Annotated in this window: 18 protein-coding genes and 2 pseudogenes; 14 read left to right on the top strand and 6 right to left on the bottom strand. The window is 64.4% G+C overall.

The window, feature by feature from the left end:
• Positions 1 to 143 precede the first annotated feature (143 nt).
• On the top strand, positions 144 to 1,001 hold the full coding sequence (locus FXB40_RS27715) for a uroporphyrinogen-III synthase (protein ID WP_148775304.1): 858 nt from the start codon (positions 144 to 146) through the stop codon (positions 999 to 1,001).
• Here the strand turns inward: FXB40_RS27715 and FXB40_RS27720 are convergent.
• The 4 genes and pseudogenes from FXB40_RS27720 to FXB40_RS50510 all read right to left on the bottom strand — a co-directional run.
• Positions 988 to 2,219 (bottom strand): annotated as a pseudogene (locus FXB40_RS27720) (DUF5939 domain-containing protein). The gene FXB40_RS27715 and the pseudogene FXB40_RS27720 overlap by 14 nt on opposite strands.
• Before the next feature lie 422 nt (positions 2,220 to 2,641).
• On the bottom strand, positions 2,642 to 3,454 hold the full coding sequence (locus FXB40_RS50500; protein ID WP_430648161.1) for an AAA family ATPase: 813 nt from the start codon (positions 3,452 to 3,454) through the stop codon (positions 2,642 to 2,644).
• Between the two features lie 151 nt (positions 3,455 to 3,605).
• Positions 3,606 to 4,190, bottom strand: coding sequence for an adenylate/guanylate cyclase domain-containing protein (locus tag FXB40_RS50505; RefSeq protein WP_430648164.1), 585 nt, complete (start codon positions 4,188 to 4,190; stop codon positions 3,606 to 3,608).
• 117 nt (positions 4,191 to 4,307) lie between these two features.
• Positions 4,308 to 4,385: pseudogene (locus tag FXB40_RS50510) on the bottom strand (zinc-ribbon domain-containing protein); the annotation flags it as partial.
• Positions 4,386 to 4,636: 251 nt separating this feature from the next.
• Between FXB40_RS50510 and FXB40_RS27735 the strand changes: the two are divergent.
• The gene (locus tag FXB40_RS27735; protein ID WP_148775305.1) at positions 4,637 to 5,893 is read left to right on the top strand and encodes an MFS transporter; all 1,257 of its coding nucleotides are present in this window, start codon (positions 4,637 to 4,639) and stop codon (positions 5,891 to 5,893) included.
• Here the strand turns inward: FXB40_RS27735 and FXB40_RS27740 are convergent.
• Complete coding sequence (locus tag FXB40_RS27740) at positions 5,890 to 6,564, bottom strand: Crp/Fnr family transcriptional regulator (RefSeq protein WP_148775306.1); 675 nt, start codon at positions 6,562 to 6,564, stop codon at positions 5,890 to 5,892. The genes FXB40_RS27735 and FXB40_RS27740 overlap by 4 nt on opposite strands.
• Positions 6,565 to 6,900: 336 nt before the next feature.
• Between FXB40_RS27740 and FXB40_RS27745 the strand changes: the two genes are divergently transcribed.
• The 6 genes from FXB40_RS27745 (at position 6,901) to FXB40_RS27770 (ending at position 14,046) form a co-directional block, all read left to right on the top strand.
• Entirely contained in the window at positions 6,901 to 7,722 is an 822-nt protein-coding gene (locus tag FXB40_RS27745) for an ABC transporter ATP-binding protein (RefSeq protein ID WP_148775307.1), read from the top strand.
• The gene (locus tag FXB40_RS27750; protein WP_148775308.1) at positions 7,719 to 9,650 is read left to right on the top strand and encodes a long-chain fatty acid--CoA ligase; all 1,932 of its coding nucleotides are present in this window, start codon (positions 7,719 to 7,721) and stop codon (positions 9,648 to 9,650) included. Before FXB40_RS27745 ends, FXB40_RS27750 begins: the two co-directional genes overlap by 4 nt.
• A 76-nt stretch (positions 9,651 to 9,726) precedes the next feature.
• Positions 9,727 to 10,620, top strand: coding sequence for a branched-chain amino acid ABC transporter permease (locus FXB40_RS27755; protein ID WP_148775309.1), 894 nt, complete (start codon positions 9,727 to 9,729; stop codon positions 10,618 to 10,620).
• Between the two features lie 3 nt (positions 10,621 to 10,623).
• Positions 10,624 to 11,697: a branched-chain amino acid ABC transporter permease gene (locus FXB40_RS27760; RefSeq protein WP_148775310.1), complete on the top strand. Its 1,074-nt coding sequence runs from the start codon at positions 10,624 to 10,626 to the stop codon at positions 11,695 to 11,697.
• Positions 11,698 to 11,739: 42 nt separating this feature from the next.
• A complete protein-coding gene (locus tag FXB40_RS27765; RefSeq protein ID WP_148775311.1) occupies positions 11,740 to 13,023 on the top strand; it encodes an ABC transporter substrate-binding protein in 1,284 nt (427 codons plus the stop codon).
• 183 nt (positions 13,024 to 13,206) lie between these two features.
• On the top strand, positions 13,207 to 14,046 hold the full coding sequence (locus FXB40_RS27770; RefSeq protein ID WP_148775312.1) for an ABC transporter ATP-binding protein: 840 nt from the start codon (positions 13,207 to 13,209) through the stop codon (positions 14,044 to 14,046).
• A gap of 3 nt (positions 14,047 to 14,049) precedes the next feature.
• Here the strand turns inward: FXB40_RS27770 and FXB40_RS27775 are convergent, their stop codons facing one another.
• Positions 14,050 to 15,201 (bottom strand): AGE family epimerase/isomerase, encoded by a 1,152-nt coding sequence (locus FXB40_RS27775; RefSeq protein WP_187437184.1) that lies wholly within the window; start codon positions 15,199 to 15,201, stop codon positions 14,050 to 14,052.
• 86 nt (positions 15,202 to 15,287) lie between these two features.
• Between FXB40_RS27775 and FXB40_RS27780 the strand changes: the two genes are divergently transcribed.
• The 6 genes from FXB40_RS27780 (at position 15,288) to FXB40_RS27805 (ending at position 21,508) form a co-directional block, all read left to right on the top strand.
• Positions 15,288 to 16,511 carry a phenylacetate--CoA ligase family protein gene (locus tag FXB40_RS27780; protein WP_148775313.1) on the top strand — a complete coding sequence of 408 codons (1,224 nt, stop codon included), beginning with the start codon at positions 15,288 to 15,290 and terminating at the stop codon, positions 16,509 to 16,511.
• 155 nt (positions 16,512 to 16,666) lie between these two features.
• The gene (locus FXB40_RS27785) at positions 16,667 to 17,848 is read left to right on the top strand and encodes a CgeB family protein (RefSeq protein ID WP_148775314.1); all 1,182 of its coding nucleotides are present in this window, start codon (positions 16,667 to 16,669) and stop codon (positions 17,846 to 17,848) included.
• Positions 17,849 to 17,962: 114 nt separating this feature from the next.
• On the top strand, positions 17,963 to 18,409 hold the full coding sequence (locus FXB40_RS27790; RefSeq protein ID WP_148775315.1) for a cupin domain-containing protein: 447 nt from the start codon (positions 17,963 to 17,965) through the stop codon (positions 18,407 to 18,409).
• Positions 18,406 to 19,539, top strand: coding sequence for a DegT/DnrJ/EryC1/StrS family aminotransferase (locus FXB40_RS27795; RefSeq protein ID WP_246207994.1), 1,134 nt, complete (start codon positions 18,406 to 18,408; stop codon positions 19,537 to 19,539). The genes FXB40_RS27790 and FXB40_RS27795 overlap by 4 nt, the downstream gene beginning before the upstream one ends.
• Positions 19,536 to 20,303, top strand: coding sequence for a class I SAM-dependent DNA methyltransferase (locus FXB40_RS27800; RefSeq protein ID WP_148775316.1), 768 nt, complete (start codon positions 19,536 to 19,538; stop codon positions 20,301 to 20,303). Before FXB40_RS27795 ends, FXB40_RS27800 begins: the two co-directional genes overlap by 4 nt.
• The gene (locus tag FXB40_RS27805) at positions 20,300 to 21,508 is read left to right on the top strand and encodes a glycosyltransferase (protein WP_148775317.1); all 1,209 of its coding nucleotides are present in this window, start codon (positions 20,300 to 20,302) and stop codon (positions 21,506 to 21,508) included. Before FXB40_RS27800 ends, FXB40_RS27805 begins: the two co-directional genes overlap by 4 nt.
• The last annotated feature ends 8 nt before the right edge of the window (positions 21,509 to 21,516 follow it).

Consider the following 21,516-nt stretch of genomic DNA (forward strand, 5'->3'; position numbering starts at 1 on the left):
CTCTTGATGACGGTTTGTGCGAAGGCGGCGGAACGACCCGCGATTTGCATCCTGCTCTAGCACCGAGGCGACCCTTGCGCCAATCCCGGCGACGGTGTCAAAGTGAACGGACGATTGCGATTTTTGCGCACCGGAGCACGCCCATGGCCGACCGCTTGACCGGCACCCGCATCCTGATCCTGGAAACCCGCGAGGAGGCGCAGTTTTCGAAACTCCTGGTCGAGCAAGGCGCCGAGGTCGTGCAGTGCCCTATGTTCACCATCCAGGACGCCCCGGACCCTACTCCGGTCGAGGCCTGGATCCGCCGCGCCATCGACAGGCCGTTCGACGACCTCGTGCTGATGACCGGTGAAGGCCTGCGGCGGATCATGAAGCTCGCGCGCGCACGCAGCCTCGACCAGGCATTTGTCGCGGCGCTGGCCAAGTCGCGAAAATTCACGCGCGGGCCGAAACCCGGCAAGGCGCTGCGCGAGATCTCGCTCGAGGCGCAGCAGACCACGGAGAGGCCGACCACCGAGGGCGTGATCGAGATGCTGGGCAAGCTCGACCTCAGGGGACGCCGCCTCGGGCTTCAGCTTTATCCGGACAAGGATCACAGCGCACTGACCGGGGCGCTGGCCGCGCAAGGCGCCGATGTCGATACCGTGCTGCCTTATGCCTATGACTCGAAGGCTGCGGACGCCAACATCGTCGCCGCCATCGACGACATGGCGGACGGACGGATCGATTCCATCGCGCTCACCAATCTCGGTCAGGTCCGCCGCCTGATCGAGGCCGCCAAGGCCCATGGCAGCGAGGCGAAGTTGCGCGCGGGATTCGAGCGGACACTGATCGCCTCAGTCGGACCGGCCGTCTCGGGTGAGCTCGCCGCGCACGGTCTGCGCACCGACATCTCGCCTGCGGAAGACGCCTATTTCATGCGTCCGCTGATCTCGGCGATGGCTGCGGCGCTGGCGGAGAAGCTGCCGCCAAAAGAGCACAACGACCCTAACCGCGCATGACACGATACACGCTGGCGTTTCCTTCGACGCCGCGAAGCGGCGCATCAAATACTGCGATTGTATGCCCGGAAAGAAGATCGCTTACTCCCGGCGCCGAATACAGTGCCTCCGAGATACAAATCTCGCCCGCGTCCGCCAGCGACTGCACGCGCGCGGCAACATTCACGGTCTGACCGAAATAATCCAGATTGTCGTTCAGGGTTACGGCGATCGACGGGCCGCAATGGGCTCCGATCTTCAGGATGATGCTCGGCCCGCCGTGCTCGGAGTTGTGGCGTTCGATGTCCCCCAGCATGTGAAGCGCCGCCGAAACCGCATCCGCCGGACGAGAGAAGACGGCCATGACCGCGTCCCCGATCGTCTTGACGATGGCCCCGGAATGTTCCTGGACGGTCACACCGAGCAGGGCAAAATGTTCGCGGACCAGCGCATAGGCATTGAGATCGCCGAGCCGTTCGTACATCGCGGTCGAACCTTTGAGGTCCGTGAACAGCAAGGTCACCTGCCGGATACCGAGGCCTTCCCTTTCGTCCACGCGTTCTGACCGGAACAGGCGGCGAAACGTCTGTCTTGCAAGCAACATCCCACCGGACATGTAGGGCTCGAAATCAAGCGGCGGCTTGGTCGACTGAGCCAGAACTTCAGGCGGCCAATTGATCAGGAGCAAGGAGCCTCGCGTCACTCCGGAGTTCATCACCTCGACAATGACGGGACCGGGCGGTACGGCGGCCAGCGAAGACGAAAAACGCTGCCCATCGTATGCAATTCGCAAGATTGTCGGTCTGGTCGTCGGCTCGCCGGCCACCGAAGCTTCCAATGGAAGTCCTCGACCGAAAGGGAGGCGGGATCATGAAACGGAAGCCGCCGGAGTTGCGGCGACACCGTAAACGTGACCTCTATGAAATTGTCGAGATCGGTCTCGCCGGTAACGTCGCACAAGCCGTAAACATAGTGGGTCTTGAGCGTGCGCAGGGCGCCGAAGCTATCGAGCGCCATGCAGGATTGGGGACAAACAACGTCCCAGCTCATCTCGAACAGCCCGCTTCTGGTCGCGTGGAGAAACAGGTCTATGCTTTCCGGCTCGGCTATGGCGCGGTCGCGCGCGAATGCCAGAGGATTGACGCGGAAGAGCGATAAATCGTCACCGCTCGTGATGAGCGTTTCGAATTTGGAGATCACGCGGGGGCTCCAGGATCGGGCCCGCTCGATCTCGGTCATCTTGCTTTCGGGACTGAAGTGGTGTCCGAGCAGCGCGAGATCTTCGAGCCGCTCCGGCTCGTTGCCATAGAGCCGCTCCAGCGCGGCTCCGATCCGTCCATGAAGCTCGATCCGACGCTGCAGGAGCAGGTTTTGATAGATGACGTCCTGAAGCATGGTTTGCGTGAAGCGGTAGGTCCGCAGCGAAATCGAGTTCGAGCCCGCGACCTCCTCGATGATCTCGGCGTCGCACAGGAGTTCGAGCCCCGCTTCGACACTCGCCCGCTCGGTCGCCGCAGCACCGAGCACAGCCGCATCAAAGCGCGGGCCAATCACTGCGGCCTCCTGGGCCAGGTGGCGCACCCGATGCGGCAAGCGGTCGAGACGCGCCAGCAACAGAGCCTGAATGCTCGCCGGAATCTCCGCGGCGGCTTCCTCCGACTTCATTCGCCACAGCGCGCCATCGCGTTGCAGGGCGCCGGCTTCGATGAGGCCGCGGATGATCTCCTCGAGGAAAAGCGGATTCCGCCCTCGCGTTCGAGGATTCGATTGAATAGCCGTCCCGGTGGCTCGCACCAGCCATGACTGAAATAGGCCGCCAGCAGCCTTTGTCCGTCGGTGTCGCTAAGTGGAGGCAGTCGAAGGGTCGTATGACTGATCCGGCCGGAGCCGAACTGGTCCAGCTCCAGCATTGGCCGATGTGTAAACAGCAGCATCAGCCGCGTCCGCTCCAGACGATCCATCAGGAACCGCAGCGCTTCCAGCGACACCGCATCGGCCCAATGCAGGTCCTCGACGATGATCAGAAGCGGCGACAAGGCCAGGCGCCGTTCGAAGACGGTGCGGATCGCGAAAAAGATCTGCCGGCGGAGCTGTTCCGGCTCGACATGCTTGAGCACGGCGTTGGGGTCGCCAAGGCCGAGGACGTGCAAATAGAGAGGCATCAGCCGGTCGGCCTCCTCGGCCGGGAGGCCAAGCTCTGCCAGCGCTTCGGCAACCTTTGCCTCCGCCTCTGCAGCGTCGGCCTTCTGCGCGATGCCGTAGGCACTGCGCAGCACGGCGGCGAGTGTGCCGTAGGATTGTTCGCCCAGCGGTGAACAGACTGCATGCCGGATCGCCACGCCTGCGAAGGGATCCTCATCGCGAATGCGCGCGACGAATTCGTTGACCAGGCGCGTTTTCCCGATACCCGCTTCGCCGACCAGCCGCGCCAGTTGAGCCGCGCCGCCGCACGCGCGATCAAGGCTGCCGATCACGCGCGCAAGCTCGGCGTCCCGCCCGATCAGCGGCGCATCGAGGCCCAGCGCGTCGAGACCTCGTGCCGCACGGGGCGTCTCGAGCGGTCCCCTCAAGCGATGGACCAGAACGCTGCCCATCTTGCCCTTGAGCGAGACCTCGCCAAGCGAGTCATAGGAGAGCGTGCCGTGTCAGACGATGGGTCAAGGGCCCGACCAGCACCTCGCCCGGAGCTGCCATGGACTGCAGTCGCTGGGCGGTATTCACGGTATCGCCGGTCACCGAGTAGGATTTGGCAACGCCCACACCCAGCCCACCCGCAACGACGTGCCCGGTGTTGATTCCGACATGGAGCAGGAGTGGTGAACCGGCATACGCCTTCGCGCGTTCGCTGAGCCGCGCCGTCCAGCTGATCATGTCGAGGGCTGCGCAGACCGCCCGCTCCGGGTCGTCCCCGTGCGCGGTCGGTGCGCCAAACAGGGCAAGCAGCGCATCGCCGATGAATTTGTCCACGAAACCGCCAAAGCTTTGCACCGCGGTGGTCAGCTCCTCGAACAATTCATTCTGCAGCGTCTGCATAACCTCGGGATCGAGCCGCTCGTTCATCGCGGTGAAGCCGCTGAGATCGGCAAACAGCACGGTGACGGTGCGGCGGTTTGCTTCGTTGTCGATTTTATCCGCCTGCGGTCGAAATGCGTGTTGGGTCTCGGACGCCGGCACGAGCGGTGGAGAGGACGACCTGACCGGAATGGTCATCGAGCTCGTTCGCTGCAATGCCCGCTCGCCGCTCTGGGTGGCCTCACCGACAAGCGTGCCGCATTTCGGGCAGTAGACGAAATCAGGAGCGCATGGAAAACCGCAGCCAGCGCAGGGGCTCGGCTGCTTCGTGCCGCACTTCTGGCAGAAGGCAAAACCGCTCTGAACCTCAGAACCGCAACCCGAGCACGTCATGGCTCAAGACCTGGCGGAATCCGCGATCTGCTGGACCGATCCAATGGCCCCAGGATATGGCCCACAATGGGCTCGGCGCGCAGGAAGTGCAAGCGGCGGCCGGGTTACCCCTCTCGTAGGGGACCCGCAGCGGTGGCCACATGCTGGCATGCGATAGCGTCAATTGACACAACCACCACCACCGCTACCCTGCCGAACAGAAGAACAAATAATTAAGGGCCGGGAATCGCCGTGAAACCCGTCAACGCATCTTGAGCACACCCGCAAGACCATCCGCGCTCGCGCCATTCCGCATCCGCAACTATCGCTTCCAGTGGCCGTCCGACCTGCTCACCTCCTGGGCGTTCGAGATCGAGACGCTGGTGCTCGGCTGGTACATCCTGGTCGAGACGGGCTCGGTGCTGCTGCTCACCATTCTCGCATCGCTGCAATATGTCGGAACGCTGGTTGCGCCCGTGCTCGGGATGGTCGGTGATCGCATGGGTCACCGCGATCTTCTTGTCGTGCTGCGTCTCACCTATACGGTACTCGCCTCGACCATCATGGTGCTGGCGTTGACCGGTCATCTGGCGCCGCTCAAGGTGATGATCATTGTGACGATCATGGGCCTGATCCGCTCCTCGGATCTCGGCCTTCGCAGCGCGCTTCTCGCCGACATCATGCCGGCCGAGCTGCTGGTGGGGGCGATCAGCCTGTCACGCACGACCCAGGACAGCGCGCGCATCGCCGGGGCACTGACGGGAGCCGGACTATTCGCGACCTTCGGCATCGGTAAGGTCTATGCAGTAATCGCCTGCCTCTATTTTGTGGCCGCTATCCTGATGCTGTGCCTGACCCGACCGGCGAAGTCGGCCCAGCATCGCGCGGTCGAGAGCCACTCGGGCTCGCGGCTGCTGCGGGATCTCAAGGAAGGCATCGTGTATTCCTGGAACGGGCCGGCCATGCTGGCAGCGCTTTGCGTTGCGTTCCTGGCCAATCTCACCGCATTTCCCCTGACGAATGGATTGTTGCCCTACATCGCGCGCGACATCTTTCATACCGACCAGACCGGCCTCGGTTATCTCTCGGCAAGCTTCGCCCTGGGCTCGCTGATCGGCTCCGTCACGCTCAGTCTGGTCAGCGGCCTGCGCATTGCCCGGCTCCTGATCGGCGCGACGCTGGCGTGGTACGCAATGTTGCTGGTGTTCGTCGAAATCAGGACCATGCCGGTGGCCATGGCCTGCCTCCTGCTCACCGGCATCGCCCAGAGCATGTCGATGATTTCTGCTGCCGTGATCCTGATGCGGACAGCCAGCGCACACCTGCGCGGTCGCGTGATGGGCGTGCGCATGATGGTCATCTACGGCCTGCCGATCGGACTGCTCGCGGCCGGCAGCCTGATCGATGTCATCGGCTTTTCCGCGACGGGTTCGCTCTATGCCGCCGCCGGCTTCATCGCGATGCTGGCCATCGCCATCCGCTGGCGCGCCGACCTCTGGCCGGTGCACGCGCCCGCCAATGCGCGCTAATCTCCATATCCGCGCAGCCGCTCAACATTGAGAATCGTGACGCCGCCGTATTCCAGCCGCAGCAACCCCTCCTTCTCCAGCCGGTTCAGCGCGCGGTTGGCGTTCTGGCGCGACATGCCGGAGAGCGCACCGATCTCCTCCTGGGTGATCTCCAGATGCGCGGTCGATTCCGGATAGAGGATCGGATTGAACAGCGAGGCGATGCTGCGGGCGAGGCGCGACGTCGCATCGAGCGTGCGGTTGACCTCGAGCATGCCGATGAACTGGCCGAGCCGCTCATTGAGCTGACGCACCAGGAAGCGGTTGAAGCCGACGCTGTTCTCGAACAGCCACATGAAGGCGGCGCGCTCCATCAAGGCGACGCGGCTGTCGCGCAGCGCGACCACATCGTAGCGGCGCGGCTCGTTCTTGAGCACGCTGCCTTCGCCGAACCATGCGCCCGCCGTGAGCCCCGCAAGGCTGGTCTCCTTGCCGTCGCGCGAAACCCCGCCCATGCGGGCAAGGCCGCTCACCATGCCGGCCCAATAGTCGAATTTGTCGCCGCGCATGAACACGGTCTCACCGGTGCCGTAGGATCGCTCCGTGATCCCGGCGCGGGCCACCTCGATCTCCGCTGGCGTGAGCTCGCGCGACCAGGCGGCCACACGCTTCAGTTGCTCCTCTGAAATCATGATCGAGAGGCCAGCCGCACCGTTTCGTCACTCCATCCTTCTGCTGCACTGCAGCACGATCATTCCGGCCACCATGCGACGAAAGACGTACGCCGCTGCCGTCCCAAAACTTTGTCGCAGAATTGTCAGGCCGGAGACATTTCAAAATAGCGCTTTCCCCTATTGAGAGCCACCTCGGGTGATGCGGCTTTTGATCCCAAACGGGTACGAAAGTGGCGCGGCTCCGGTCGGGACCATGTGCTGCATGGCCTCACCGGCACGACCGTACTAGGATTGCCCGGGAGGAACGGACGAAGAGCGCCGCTGAACGCGCCATCACCGGGAGGGATTTGTTTGGTGGCTACCAGTCTCGAAGTGCGCGGCGTGTCCTTGCGGTTCGGCGGCGTTCGCGCGCTGACCGATGTCAGCTTCGCCATCAACGAGGGCGAGCTGTTCTCGATCATCGGCCCCAACGGGGCCGGCAAGACCTCGATCGTGAATTGTATTTCCGGGCGCTACAAGCCGACGGAAGGCCAGCTGTTCTACCAGGGTCGCGACATCACCGGCCTGACGCCGAACGCGCGTCCCACGCTCGGCATCGGCCGCACCTTCCAGAATCTGGCGCTGTTCCACCACATGAGCGTGCTCGACAACATCATGGTCGGCCGCCACCACCTGTTGAAGAATAATTTCCTCATGGGTTCGCTCTACTGGCTCACCGGCGCGCGCAAGGAAGAGCTAGAGCACCGCCGCAGGGTGGAAGAGATCATCGACTTTCTCGACCTCCAATCGGTGCGCAAGGCCACCGCCGGCACCCTCTCCTACGGCCTGCGCAAGCGCGTCGAGCTTGCACGTGCCATGGCGCTGGAGCCGCGCCTCATCCTCCTCGACGAGCCGATGGCCGGCATGAATTTCGAGGAGAAGGAGGACATGGCCCGCTACATCGTCGACCTCAACGAGGAATTCGGGATGACGGTGGTGATGATCGAGCACGACATGGGCGTGGTAATGGACATCTCCCACCGCGTCATGGTGCTGGATTTCGGCCGCAAGATCGCCGAGGGCGACCCCGCCGCCGTGCTCGCGGACCCCCACGTCAGGCGCGCCTATCTCGGCGAGGAAGACGAGACGCTGGTCGATCCGGACGATGCCCCTCCGGCGCAGGAGAGCGCGGCATGATGGACTACGCAGCCCGCGTCGCCCAGGCCGACACCTATCCGAAGATGCTCCGGCTCAATGCCAAGGAGCACGGCAACGAGATCGCCCTGCGCGAGAAGGATCTCGGCCTCTGGCGTCCGTTCACCTGGACCGATTACCAGACGCGCGTGCGCGACTTCGCGCTAGGCCTGGTCGAACTGGGCCTTGGCCGCGGCGATGTCATCGGCATTATCGGCGATAACCGTCCAGACTGGGTTGCGGCGGAAGTGGCGGCGCATGCGATCGGCGGATTGAGCCTCGGGCTCTATCGCGATGTGCTCGATGAAGAGGCCTTGTATCTCCTCAACTATGGCGAAGCGCAGCTCGTCTTCGCCGAGGACGAGGAGCAGGTCGACAAGCTGCTGGCGCTGGCCGAGCGCGTGCCGCGGCTCAAGCACATCATCTATTCCGACCCGCGCGGGATGCGGAAATATGACGACCCCCGCCTGATGTCGGCAGAAAAATTCGCCGAGCTCGGCCGTGTCCGGGCCACGCGCGAGCCGGAGCTTTACGATAGGCTGGTCGACGCCACCAAGGGCGAGGATGTTGCGATCCTCTGCACCACGTCGGGCACGACGTCGCATCCGAAGCTCGCGATGCTCGCCGCCGGCCGCGTGCTCGGCCATTGCGCGACCTATCTCGCCTTCGACCCGAAAGGCCCCGACGACGAATATGTCTCGGTGCTGCCGCTGCCCTGGATCATGGAACAGGTCTATGTGCTCGGCAAAGGCCTGCTCTGCCGGATGAAGATCAACTTCGTCGAAGAGCCGGATACGATGATGAACGATCTGCGCGAGATCGCGCCGACGTTCGTGCTGTTTGCGCCGCGGGTCTGGGAATCCATCGCGGCGGACGTCCGCGCCAAGGTGATGGATGCGACGCCGTTCAAGCAACGGCTGTTCGACGTCGGCATGAAGTCGGGTCTGGCCGCGCTCGAACAGGGCAAGCGCTCGGGCTTTGCCGACGCGATCCTGTTCCGTGCGCTGCGCGACCGGCTCGGTTTCACGCGGCTGCGCTCGGCCGCGACCGGCGGCGCGGCGCTTGGGCCCGACACCTTCAAGTTCTTCCAGGCCATGGGCGTGCCGCTGCGCACGCTCTACGGTCAGACCGAACTGCTGGGGGCTTACACGCTGCATCCCGCGGGCAAGGTCGACCCTGACACGACGGGCGTGCCGATGGCGGACAGCGTCGAGATCCGCATCGACAATGCCGACGTCCATGGCGTCGGCGAGATCGTGGTGCGACATCCCAACATGTTCCTCGGCTATTACAAGAATCCCGAGGCCAGCGTCGCCGACATCCGCGATGGCTGGATGCTCTCGGGCGATGCCGGCTATTTCAACGCGAACCGCCAGCTTGTCGTCATCGACCGCATCAAGGATCTCGCCGAGACCTCGCGCGGCGAGCGCTTCTCGCCGCAGTTCATCGAGAACAAGCTGAAGTTCTCGCCCTACATCGCCGAGGCGGTGGTGTTAGGCACCGGCCGCGACACGCTCGCGGCGATGATCTGCATCCGCTACTCCATCATCTCGAAATGGGCAGAGAAGAACCGCCTCTCCTTCACCACCTACAGCGACCTCGCCTCGCGGCCTGAGGTCTATGCGCTGCTCCGCAAGGAAGTTGAGACCGTCAATGCCACGCTGCCGCCGGCGCAGCGCATCTCGCGCTTCCTGCTGCTCTATAAGGAGCTCGATGCCGACGACGGCGAGCTCACCCGCACCCGAAAGGTGCGCCGCAGCGTCATCAACGAGAAATACGAAGGCATCATCGATGCCGTCTACCGCGGCACCGCCGACATCCCGGTCGACACCGTGATCCGCTTCCAGGACGGCACCACGCAGCGGGTGCGAACCACGCTGCGCGTGGTGGATCTCGGCGGACATGGCCCCATGGCGGAGGCTGCGGAGTGAAATCGCTTCCGATACAGAGCCGGCAATCGATCCACCCCTCCCTGCGCAGGCGGGGAGAGGCGAAGGATAGCATCACATGAACACCGCCTTCCTCATCCAGCTCCTGGTCAACGGCCTCGTGGTCGGCACGCTCTATGGCGTGGTGGCGATGTCGTTCGTGCTGATCTACAAGGCAACGCAGGTCGTCAATTTTGCGCAAGGTGAATTGCTGCTGGTCGGCGCGTGGGTGTGCTGGACCCTGCTCGCAAAGTACCAGGTGCCGTTCTGGATCGGCATGCCGATGACGCTGGTGTTCATGTTCGTGTTCGGCATCGCGATCCAGGTCCTGATCCTGCGACCGATGATCGGCGAACCCATTATATCAGTGATCATGGTGACGATCGGCCTCTCCACCGTGCTGCAGGCAACGCTGAAATGGATGTTCGGCGTCAACCCGCAGCCGTTCCCGCGCGTGTTCGAGAGCCAGTCGGTCGGCCTGTTCGGCCTCCAGATCCAGACCGTCTATGTCATGAGCCTCGTCGTCTCGGTCGCGATGATGATCGGCATGGCCTGGTTCTTCCGCGCCTCGAAGTACGGCCTCGCGATGCGCGCCACTGCGTTCAACCAGCAGGTGGCGCAGTCGCTCGGCATTTCCGTGAAAAGCGTGTTTGCGATGGCGTGGGCGATCTCGGCCACCGTCTCCGCGGTCGCGGGCGTCGTCGTCGCCGTTGTCAATGGCGTGTCCTCGGGCCTTGCCGCCTACGGCATCAAGGTGTTTCCGGCGGCGATCCTCGGCGGGCTCGATTCCGTCGGCGGCGCCGTGCTCGGCGGCATCATCATCGGCCTGCTCGAGAACATCGCGCAATATGTCGACAGCCAGTACCTGCACTGGGGCAATCTCTACGAGATCGCGCCGTTCTACGTCCTCATCATCGTGCTGATGATAAAGCCCTATGGCCTGTTCGGCACCCACGACATCGAGCGGATCTGATCCATGGCCGGCCCTGCCCTCATCCCTGCTGGTGATTTCCGCACCTCTTACGCGGCCGACACCACGATCTTCCCGACCACGACCAGCCGCAACTTTGCGATTGTCGGCGTGCTGCTGCTCTGCCTCGTACCGCAGGTCCTCGGCGGCTACTGGCTCAGTATTCTCATCCAGACCGGCATCTTCTCGATCGCGGCACTGGGGCTGAACATCCTGGTCGGCTTCACCGGCCAGATCTCGATCGGACACGCCGCCTTCTTCCTGCTCGGCGCCTTCACCTCGGCCTACATCTCCAACAACGCGCCGATCCCGGTGTTCTTCGCGATCCCCATCGCGGGTGTCGTCACCGCGCTGGTCGGGCTGATCTTCGGCATTCCCGCGGCGCGACTGAAGGGCCTCTACCTTGTCATCGCGACGTTGGCCGCGCAATATATCCTGCTCGACTTCTTCTCCCGCGCGGAGTGGTTCACCGGCGGCTCGGTGCCGGCCAGCGCCGAACCGTTTTCCATCTTCGGCTACAGCTTGCGCGGCGACCGGCAATATTTCTACGTCGTTCTGGCCTATGTGGTCGCGAGCTACGTCCTCGTCACCAACCTGATGCGCACGCGCGACGGCCGCGCGCTGGTGGCGATCCGCGACCATTATCTCTCCGCGGAGATCATGGGCATCAACCTCACCAAATATCGCACGCTATCGTTCGGGCTCGCCGCCTTCTTCGCCGGCATCGCCGGCGCACTCTATGCGCATTACCAGCTCGTGGTCTCGCAGGAAGGGTTCGGGATCGAGCGCTCGATCCTGTTCCTCGCCATGATCATCATCGGCGGCACCGGCTCGATCATGGGCACGCTGATGGGCACCGCCTTCGTGGTGCTGCTGCCGGAGACGATGGAGTTCATCAGCCTCTCCTTGAAGGGCGGCGCGATCGACAAGGCGCTCTCGCTCAACAACAACATCACCTTCCTGCGCGAGATCGCGATCGGGGTGATCATCATCGCATTCCTGATGTTCGAGCCGGACGGGCTCGCGCATCGCTGGCGGCAGATCAAGGCGTACTGGAAACTCTACCCGTTCTCGCACTGAGCGCGGCAAAGTCACTTAAACAATAACAGGAGGAAGCAACCAATGAAGACGAAATCCCTTTTGAGCACCGCATCGCTCGTGCTTGTGATCGCGGCATTCTCCGCGAGCGCGCAGGCGCAGATCGCGATCGGGCATCTCGCCGATTATTCCGGCGGCACCTCCGACGTCGGCACGCCCTACGGCCAGGCCGTCGCCGACACCTTCGCCTGGGTCAACAAGAATGGCGGCATCGGCGGCAAGCAGGTCAGCGTCGACACCAACGACTATAGCTACCAGGTGCCCAAGGCGATCGCGCTGTACAAGAAGTGGTCGGCACCGGACAGCAAGGTCGCGGCAATCATGGGCTGGGGTACGGCGGATACCGAAGCACTCACCGGCTTCCTCGCCCAGGACAAGATCCCCGACCTCTCCGGCTCCTATGCCGCGGCCCTGACCGATCCCGAAGGCACCAGCGGCAAGGCCAAGCCCGCGCCCTATAATTTCTTCTACGGCCCGAGCTATTCGGACTCGCTGCGAGCGATGCTGATCTGGGCGGCCGAGGACTGGAAGGCCAAGGGCAAGCCCGGCAAGCCGAAATTCGTGCATATGGGCGCCAATCATCCCTACCCGAACGCGCCGAAGGCCGCCGGCGAAGCCATGGCGCAGGAGCTTGGCTTCGAGGTGTTGCCGCCGCTGGTGTTCGCGCTTGCGCCGGGTGACTACAGCGCGCAGTGCCTGAGCCTGAAATCTTCGGGCGCCAACTACGCCTATCTCGGCAACACCGCCGCCTCCAACATCTCGGTGATGAAGGCCTGCAAGACCGCCGGCGCCGAGGTGCAGTTCCTCGGCAATGTCTGGGGCATGGACGAGAATGCCGCCAAGACCGCGGGCGACGCCGCCGACGGGGTCATCTTCCCGCTGCGCACCTCGGTGAGCTGGGGTGGCGATGCGCCCGGCATGAAGACGGTGATGGAGATCTCCAAGATCTCCGACCCCACCGGAAAGGTCTATCGCCCCGTGCACTACGTCGCGGGCGTCTGCTCGGCGCTGTACATGAGGGAAGCGCTCGACTGGGCCGCCAAGAACGGCGGCGCCACCGGCGACAACGTCGTGAAGGGTTTTTACCAGAAGAAGGACTGGGTGCCGGCCGGCATGGAAGGCGTCTGCGCACCCTCGACCTGGACCGACAAGGACCACCGCGGCACGCTGAAGGTCGAGCTCTATCGCACCAAGATCACAGGGGCGACCGATGGCGATCTCAATGACCTCATGGCCAAGGGCACGATCAAGCTCGAGAAGGTCAAGACCGTCGAGCTGCCGCGCAAGCCCGAACTGCTGGGCTGGTGAGCCTCGCCGTTTCCCGCCACACAACTGTCATTCCCCCGCCTTGTGCGCAACGCGCACCGGAGGGGGGGGATCCAGTACGCCGCGGCTTCTCAAGGAACGTCCGGCGTCTCTGGAATACTGGGGCGCCCGGTCCCGATGCGCAATCGCTCATAAGGCCGGGCGACGACAGCGGAGTTATAAAGAATGACCGAAATCGCCGAAGCCCCTCGTCCCTCGCCCAGCATCGTGCCCGCGCCGCCCCTCCTCGCCGTGCGCAACATCGAGGTCGTCTATGACGACGTCATCCTGGTGCTGCGCGGCCTCAGCCTCGACGTGCTCAAGGGCGCGATCGTGGCGCTGCTGGGAGCAAATGGTGCCGGCAAGTCGACGACGCTGAAGGCGATCTCGGGGTTGCTCAAGACCGAGGACGGCGAGGTCACGCGCGGCGAGATCCTGTTCGAGGGCGAGCGGATCAACGGCATCGATCCCGACAAGATCGTCCGTCGCGGCATTTTTCAGGTGATGGAGGGTCGCCGCATCGTCTCCGACATGACGTCGCTGGAAAACCTCAAGCTTGGTGCGTTCACCCGCCGGGATCGCGAGGTCGATGCCGATCTCGACATAGTCTTCAATTATTTCCCGCGCCTGAAGGAGCGCAGGGGACTGGCCGGCTATCTCTCCGGCGGCGAGCAGCAGATGCTTGCGATCGGCCGCGCGCTGATGGCACGCCCGAAGATGATTTTGATGGACGAGCCCTCGATGGGCCTGTCGCCGCTGCTGGTGAAAGAGGTGTTCTCGATCATCCAGAAGATCAACCGCGACCTCGGCGTCACCATCCTGCTGGTGGAGCAGAACGCGCGCGCCGCGCTGTCGGTGGCAAGCCACGGCTACATCATGGAACAGGGCAAGGTCGTGCTCGACGGCACCGCCGACGAACTGCGCGACAACGAGGACGTCAAGGAGTTCTACCTCGGCGGCGCCGGTGACCAGCGCAAGAGCTTCAAGAACCTTAAGAGTTTCAAGCGCCGCAAGCGCTGGCTTTAATTCTCAGCCGAGGACCTGCTCCGCTTCCGTGACTGCGCAGAGAACATGATAGAACGACGACGCAGGAATAGTGTCGATCAGCGATTTGCCGTCGCGATCGAACTGGTCGTACCAGCCGCCCCGCACGGGATGGCTGAGATAATGCCGTTCGAGCCGCACCAGCGCCGCGCGCGCCTCATCCGCCGCCCCCGCCTCGCCGGACTCGGCCTGCGCAATCCACGCCTTCGCGATCTCGGTCTGCGGCCACAGCCGGCGCGTCGCGCGGCGGATGTTGCCGATATCATCGCCCTCATCGACGAGGCAGCCGGTAGCCTCGTCGCGGTAGCGCAGCGCCGTCGCCAGCAGCTCTGCACGCCGCTGTCCGGTCGGGCAGCCCGTGATGCGTTCAAACCCCTTCAGCAGCCAGACCCATTCCGCCTGGTGGCCGGGCTCGACGCTGACCGGCTCGATCTTCGACCAGTCCTCCTCGAAATATTCGCCGAGCGCACACTTCCGCTTGTCGTAGAGATTGGCGAGGAACAGCGCGAAGAATTCACCGGCGCGATTCTGGAACGACAGATCGTGGGTCGCGTCGAAGCACGCGATCATCGCCTCGAACAGATGCATATGCGGGTTCTGCCGGCGCGGCAGCGACACCGGCAGGCTCTCGTGCACACCGCCATGCGGCGAGCGCAGATGGCCGTCGAGGAAGGCGAGCAGCGCGTCGATCTCGGCACGGACCTGCGCGTCCTTGTCGAGCGCATAGACGGTTGCCAATGCAAACAGGATGAAGGCGTGGTCGTAGGCATCCCGCCGCGCATCCAGCACCGTTCCGTCCGGCGCCAGCCGGTGCACGTAGCCGGGCCGGCCATCCGGCGCCTTTGCGTGTCCCAGCAGGTGCTCCAGCCCCTTCAGCGCGATGGCGCACCCCTCGGGATACCAGCCCATCTGCGCCGCCTTGGCGTAGCAATAGATCTGGCGGGCCTGCACCATCACCCGCCGCGGCGCGGCCGTATCCGCCGTGCCGTCGCGATGCAGCCGATCGATGAAGCCGCCCGCTTCATGGTCCCAGCCGACGGTCGACCACAGCGGGATCGCGTCCTCGATCATCCGGCGCTTCAGGCGCGCGACGACGTCGGTCGCCTCTTCCGCCGGAATGATGCTCTCGTCCACCATTGCGTTCTCTCCACGCCCCGCCAATGGCCGTCTGTTACCCAGGAGAGCGGCGGCGTGCAATGGATGCCAACCCGGAAAGACCTGCCATGACCGCCCATTACGACGCCCTCGATACGCGCGAGCCAGCGGCGCGCGAGGCCGAGCTGTTCGCCCGCCTGCCCGGCGTCCTGCGCAGCGCGATGAGCGCGCCCGCCTATGCGGAGCGGCTGAAAGGCATCGATCCCGCCTCGGTGACCTCCAGGACGGCGCTGGCGGGCCTTCCTGTGCTGCGCAAATCGGAACTGCCCGCCCTGCACAAGGCCTCCCAGCCCTTCGGTGGCTTCGTGGCGGCGGCCCCGGGGTCGTTTGCTCGCCTCTTTACCTCCCCCGGCCCCATCTTCGAGCCGGAGGGGCGGCAGGCCGATCCCTGGCGCGGCGCGCGTGCGCTGTTCGCGGCCGGGTTCCGCCCCGAAGACATCGTGCTCAACACCTTCAGCTACCACCTCACCCCCGGCGGCTTCATCTTCGACGCCTCGGCGCGCGCACTGGGCTGCGCGGTGATCCCCGCCGGCCCCGGCAACACCGAGCAGCAGTTCGAGCTGATCGAGGCCTTCCGTCCCGTCGGCTACAGTGGCACACCTGATTTCCTGAAGATCCTACTCGATGCTGCAGCAACCGCGGGCCGCGATGTCTCCTCGATCAAGCGCGCGCTGGTTTCGGGCGCGGCGTTTCCACCCTCGCTTCAGGCCGAGATCAGGGCGCGCGGCATCGACGCCTACCAGGCCTTCGGCACCGCCGATCTCGGCCTCATCGCGTTTGAGACCGAGGCGCGCGACGGCATGGTCGTGAACGAGGATCTGATCATGGAGATCGTCAGACCCGGCACCGGCGATCCCGTCTCCCCCGGCGATGTCGGCGAGATCGTGGTGACCTCGCTCGATCCGCACCATCCCTGGATCCGGCTTGCGCTCGGCGACCTCACCGCGGCGCTGCCGGGCTCGAGCAAATGCGGCCGCACCAACATGCGCATCAAGGGCTGGATGGGCCGCGCCGACCAGACCACCAAGGTCAAGGGCATGTTCGTCCGCCCCGAACAGGTCGCCGAGATTGGCAAGCGCCATCCGGCGCTCGGACGGCTGCGCCTCGTCGTCACCCGCCAGGGCGAGGCCGATGCAATGACGCTGAAGGCCGAGGCGAACACATCAGGCGATGCGTTGCGTGAGGAGATCGCGGCCAGCCTGCGGGCCGTAACCAAGCTCGGCGGCGCCGTCGAGCTGGTCAGCCCCGGCGCGCTACCGAACGACGGCAAAGTGATCGCGGACGAGCGGTAGATTCGTAGGTCGCTGAGGTTCGTTCCTCTTTCGGGATCGTTCCCGGACGACCATCAGACATTGTGTGCGCCTCGCGAATGGGCTATGCGACCCGCAAATGAGGTTCCGTCGAGACATCAAGCGTCGCAGCACTGCGAGCGGGAAGCGCTAGGCCCGTGCGCGTTCTCATACTCAACGCAGATTATCAGCGCTTTCTCGCCTGGCTGTACCGGCGCCATCCGGGCCTCGAGAATTCGAACTACGACGCGCAGATGGCCGCGCGCAGCGCCAGCCTGTTCGGCGTGGCCGACTTCTACTCGCGCAATTTCGAAGCCCTCGGGCACACGGCCGCCAACATCCACGTCAACAACGGCTGGATGCAGACGGCATGGGCGCGCGAACATGGCATCATCGTGACGCCATCGCCGCCGCCGGGCGCCGCCGTGAGCGATGCCATCCCGGGATGGCTGCAACGCGCCGTCGCGCCATTCAAGCCGGTGTTGAGGCCGCTCGCCCGCAGGATCGGCCTGAGCCCGCGCCTCGACACGCGGTCCGAACAGATCCTGCTGGCGCAGATCGAGGATTTCAAGCCGGACCTGATCCTCAACCAGGATCTGTTCCACGTCGACACGCGCCTGGTGCGCCGGATCAAGCAGATCTGCCGCCCCATGATGGTCGGCCAGGTTGGAATCGTGCCCTCGCGCGGCGAAGACTGGTCGGTCTACGACCTCCTGATCTCGCAAATCGCTGCGGTGGTGGATTTCTTTCGTCAACAAGGCGCCCGCTCGGAGGTCATCCATCTGGGATTTGAGCCCGCGATCCTCGATGTTCTTCCGCCTGCACCGGAGCGCAGCATCGACGTCTCTTTCGTGGGCGCCGTATCGGCCGATCACCAGCAGCGCGTGGCGCAGCTGGAAGCCGTCGCGCGCCGCTACGATCTGAAATTGTTCGGCAGCGGCCTGCATACGCTGCCCGCCTCGTCACCTCTTCATCGCTGTTACCAGGGCGAGGTGTGGGGCGTGGACATGTATCAGGCGCTGCGAGCCTCGCGCGTGACGCTCAACTCGCATATCGACATGGCCGGACCCGAAGCCGGCAATGCGCGCCTGTTCGAAGCAACCGGTATCGGCGCCTTCCTGCTCACGGACTTCAAGGACAATCTGCACACGCTGTTCGAGCCCGGCCGCGAGGTCGCTGTCTGGCGTTCCGCCGACGACTGTATCGCGCTGATCGATCGCTATCTCAACGATGAGCCCGCGCGCCAGGCGATCGCTGCGGCCGGACAGGCCCGCACGCTTTCGAGCCACACGTTCCGCCAACGCGTGGAGACCATCCTGCGGCTCGCCGAGCGGACCTAGCGGCGCTCCCGCAATCCTCGATCGCCTGATCTTGACGGTCCCGGCCAAAATGGCCAAAGTGCACCCGCGTGACGCTATGTCACTACAATTACAGCGTTTTTTGTCGAGGCTCAGATGGAACACGTCGAACATGTTCGATTCGGCGACCAGCTCTATGCGATCATCGTGCGCGCCTCGTTCCGCGAGCCGGGTATCCACTTCTTTTCGTCGCCCGAGCTGTCGCAGCAGCTCGCCTATATGAGCCATCCGAAGGGCAAGAGCATCGAGCCGCATCGCCACAACAAGGTGACGCGGGAGGTGCACTACACCCAGGAAGTGCTCCTGATCCAGAAGGGCAAGCTCCAGGTCGATTTCTACACGGTCGAAGAGAACTATCTGGAAAGCCGCGTGCTCGGCGCCGGCGACATCATCCTGTTGTGCAGCGGCGCGCACGGCTTCCACGTGCTCGAGCCGGTCGAGATGTTCGAGATCAAGCAGGGCCCCTACTCCGGCGAGAACGACAAGACCCGCTTTGCCGAAGTCGCGCAGTCGGAAATCCGGATCAAGGGTCCCAATCCGTGACGACGCCCGTGACCTCGCCGTTCATTCCCGTCAACACGCCGCTGCTCGACGGCAACGAGGCCGAGTATCTTGCCGAATGCATCCGCACCGGCTGGATCTCCTCGGAAGGACCGTTCATCAAGCGCTTCGAGCAGGCGATGGCGGAAGCCGCCGGGCGGCGCCACGGCATCGCCGTGACCAACGGCTCGGTCGCGCTCGACATCGCGGTCCACGCGCTCGGCCTCGAGGAAGGCTCCGAAGTCATCATCCCGACCTTCACGATCATCAGCTGCGCCGCGGCCGTCGTGCGCGCCGGCCTCGTCCCGGTCGGGGTCGACTGCGATGCCGCGACCTGGAACATGACGGTCGAGGGCGTGGAGGCCGCGATCACGCCACGCACGCGCGCGATCATGCTGGTGCACATCTACGGCCTGCCGGTCGATCTCGAACCGATCATGGCGCTTGCGCGCAAGCATGATCTGAGGGTGATCGAGGACGCCGCCGAGATGCACGGGCAGACCTATCGTGGCGCGCCCTGCGGCAGCTTCGGCGACGTCTCGACCTTCAGCTTCTATCCCAACAAGCATGTCACCACCGGCGAAGGCGGCATGATCCTCACCGACGACGACACGCTCGCCGACCGCCTGCAGGGCTATCGCAATCTCTGCTTCCAGCCGCAGCAGCGTTTCGTCCACGAGGACCTCGGCTGGAATGCGCGCTTGACCAACCTCCAGGCCGCGCTCGGCGTCGCCCAGGTCGAGCGCCTGCCGCGCACGGTCGAGCTCAAGCGCCGGATCGGCCGGCTCTATGACGACCATCTCGGCAACGTCGCTCACCTCCGCCGCCCGGTCGCCCGCACCAACTATGCCGACAACATCTACTGGGTCTACGGCGTCGTGCTGGACGACAGCGTGCCCTTCGACGCCAAGGAGGCGATGCGCCGCCTCGGCGAGAAGGGCATCGGCACGCGGCCGTTCTTCTGGTGCATGCACGAGCAGCCGGTGCTTCGCCGGATGGGCCTGATGCTCGATGAATCCCATCCGAACGCGGAATACATCGCCCGTCGCGGTTTTTACCTGCCGAGCGGGCTTGCCTTGACCGACGACGAGATCGCGCGCTCCGCACAGGCGCTCAAGGAGATTCTGGCGTGACGGTGTTCACCGACTACGCGCCCTGGTATGACCTGCTTTATCAGGACAAGGATTACGCGGCCGAGACATCGTTCGTCGAAGCACGCTTGCGCGACCACGGCGTTTCCTCGGGAAAGCTGCTCGATCTCGGTTGCGGCACCGGCCAGCATGTACTGGCCTTTGCGCGCCAGGGCTGGAACGTTGCCGGCATCGATCTCAGCCATGAGATGATCGCGAGCGCCAAGGCGCGCGCCACGCAGGCCGGGCTCTCGATTCCGTTCCGTCAAGGCGATGTCTGCGAGACCGGCCCGGAACGCGACTACGATGCGGTGGTGTCGCTGTTCCACGTCGCCAGCTATCAGACCAGCCGCGATGCACTGGCGGCAATGTTCCGCACGGCGCATGCCGCGCTGAAGCCAGGCGGCGTATTCTTCTTCGACTATTGGTATGGCGGCGCCGTGCTTGCACAAGGCGTCGAGACGCGCGTCAAGGTGATCGAGCAGAAGCCGCTGCGCCTGACCCGGATCGCGCAATCCGACCACGACGAACAGGCGGCGACCGTCACGGTGAACTACACGCTGTTCTGCGAGGATACGGACCGCGCCACGATCCGGCGCGTCGATGAAGCGCACCACATGCGTTACTGGTTTCCATTCGAGATCGACGCGGCGCTCGCGGCTGGCGGCTTTCAGCCGGCCGACCACGCCGCATGGCTGACCCAGGACGCCCCGCACTCGAAGATCTGGGCCGCCTACGCCGTCGCCAGAAAGGCCGGCAAGCCGTGAGACCACTGCGCGTCGCCGTGATGCTGGAGCAGGCCCTCGAACTCGGCGGCGGCTTTCAGCAACCGCTCAACGATTTGCTCTGGCTGCGCGAATGGGCGGCACAGTCCGGCAATGAGATCGTGGTGTACTCGCCCTATCCGAAGACGATCGAGATCCTTAAGGAGTTCGGTGTCGAGGGGCGCTTGCGCACATTCGGCGTGTCCGATTACCTCTTCCTGTTTCTCAAATATTGCGGCCCGTTCGATCTCGTCCAGATCGCGCTGGAGCTCAAATCGCCGTTCGAGCGCGCCCTGATCCGCGACGATATCGACGTCGTGCATTTCACCTCGACCTCGAAGCGGCACCTGCTGCTCCACCAGCTGCCGTTCATCATCACGATCTTCGACGGCTGCCATCGCGATGCACCGGAGTTTCCGGAAGTGCGCACCTTCGGTGAATTCGAGCGCCGCGAGATCCTGTTCCGCCTGGCCAGCACCAAGGCGGTCGCGGTGATCGTCAATGCGTCCGAGCTGATCGACGATCTTTGCCGCCGCTACGCCATGGAGCGGGACCGCGCGATCTGCATCCCGTTCTCGCCCTCGACCTATGTCAGCAGCTCCGCGCCCGATGCCGCCGCCGATGCCGCCGTGCTGGCGAAATACCGGCTCGAGCCGGGCTATCTGTTCTATCCGGCGCAGTTCTGGCCGCACAAGAACCACATCACGCTGCTCGCCGCGCTCGCATTGTTGCGCGAACGCGGTATCACCGAGCGGCTGGTGCTGTGCGGCTCCAACCGCAGCGGTCGCGACAGGATCGACCTGGCGATCCCTAACCTGGGATTATCCGACCAGATCTCCATCATCGGCTTCGTCGAATCCGCCGAGCTCGGCGCGCTCTACCGGGGCGCATCGGCGCTGGTGATGCCGACCTATTTCGGCCCGACCAATCTGCCGCCGCTCGAAGCCTGGACCGTGGGCACGCCCGTGATCTATCCCGAAGCCTTCAAGGCGCAAGCCGGCGACGCTGCGATCCTGTTCGACTACGACGACCCGCGTTCACTCGCCGACGCCATCGTCAGTCTCCGCGCCGAGGGCGCGCGCGAACGCCTGAGCGCGGCCGGGCATCTTCGGCTCGCGCAGTTCGCCGAGGAGACCAAGGCCGGCCACCGGGAATTCGCCCGTCATTTGGAGCGGCTGAAGCACCGGCTGGCGCTGACCGAGCGTTGAGATCATCG

Source organism: Bradyrhizobium rifense (assembly GCF_008123425.1).
Taxonomy (GTDB): Bacteria; Pseudomonadota; Alphaproteobacteria; order Rhizobiales; family Xanthobacteraceae; genus Bradyrhizobium; species Bradyrhizobium rifense.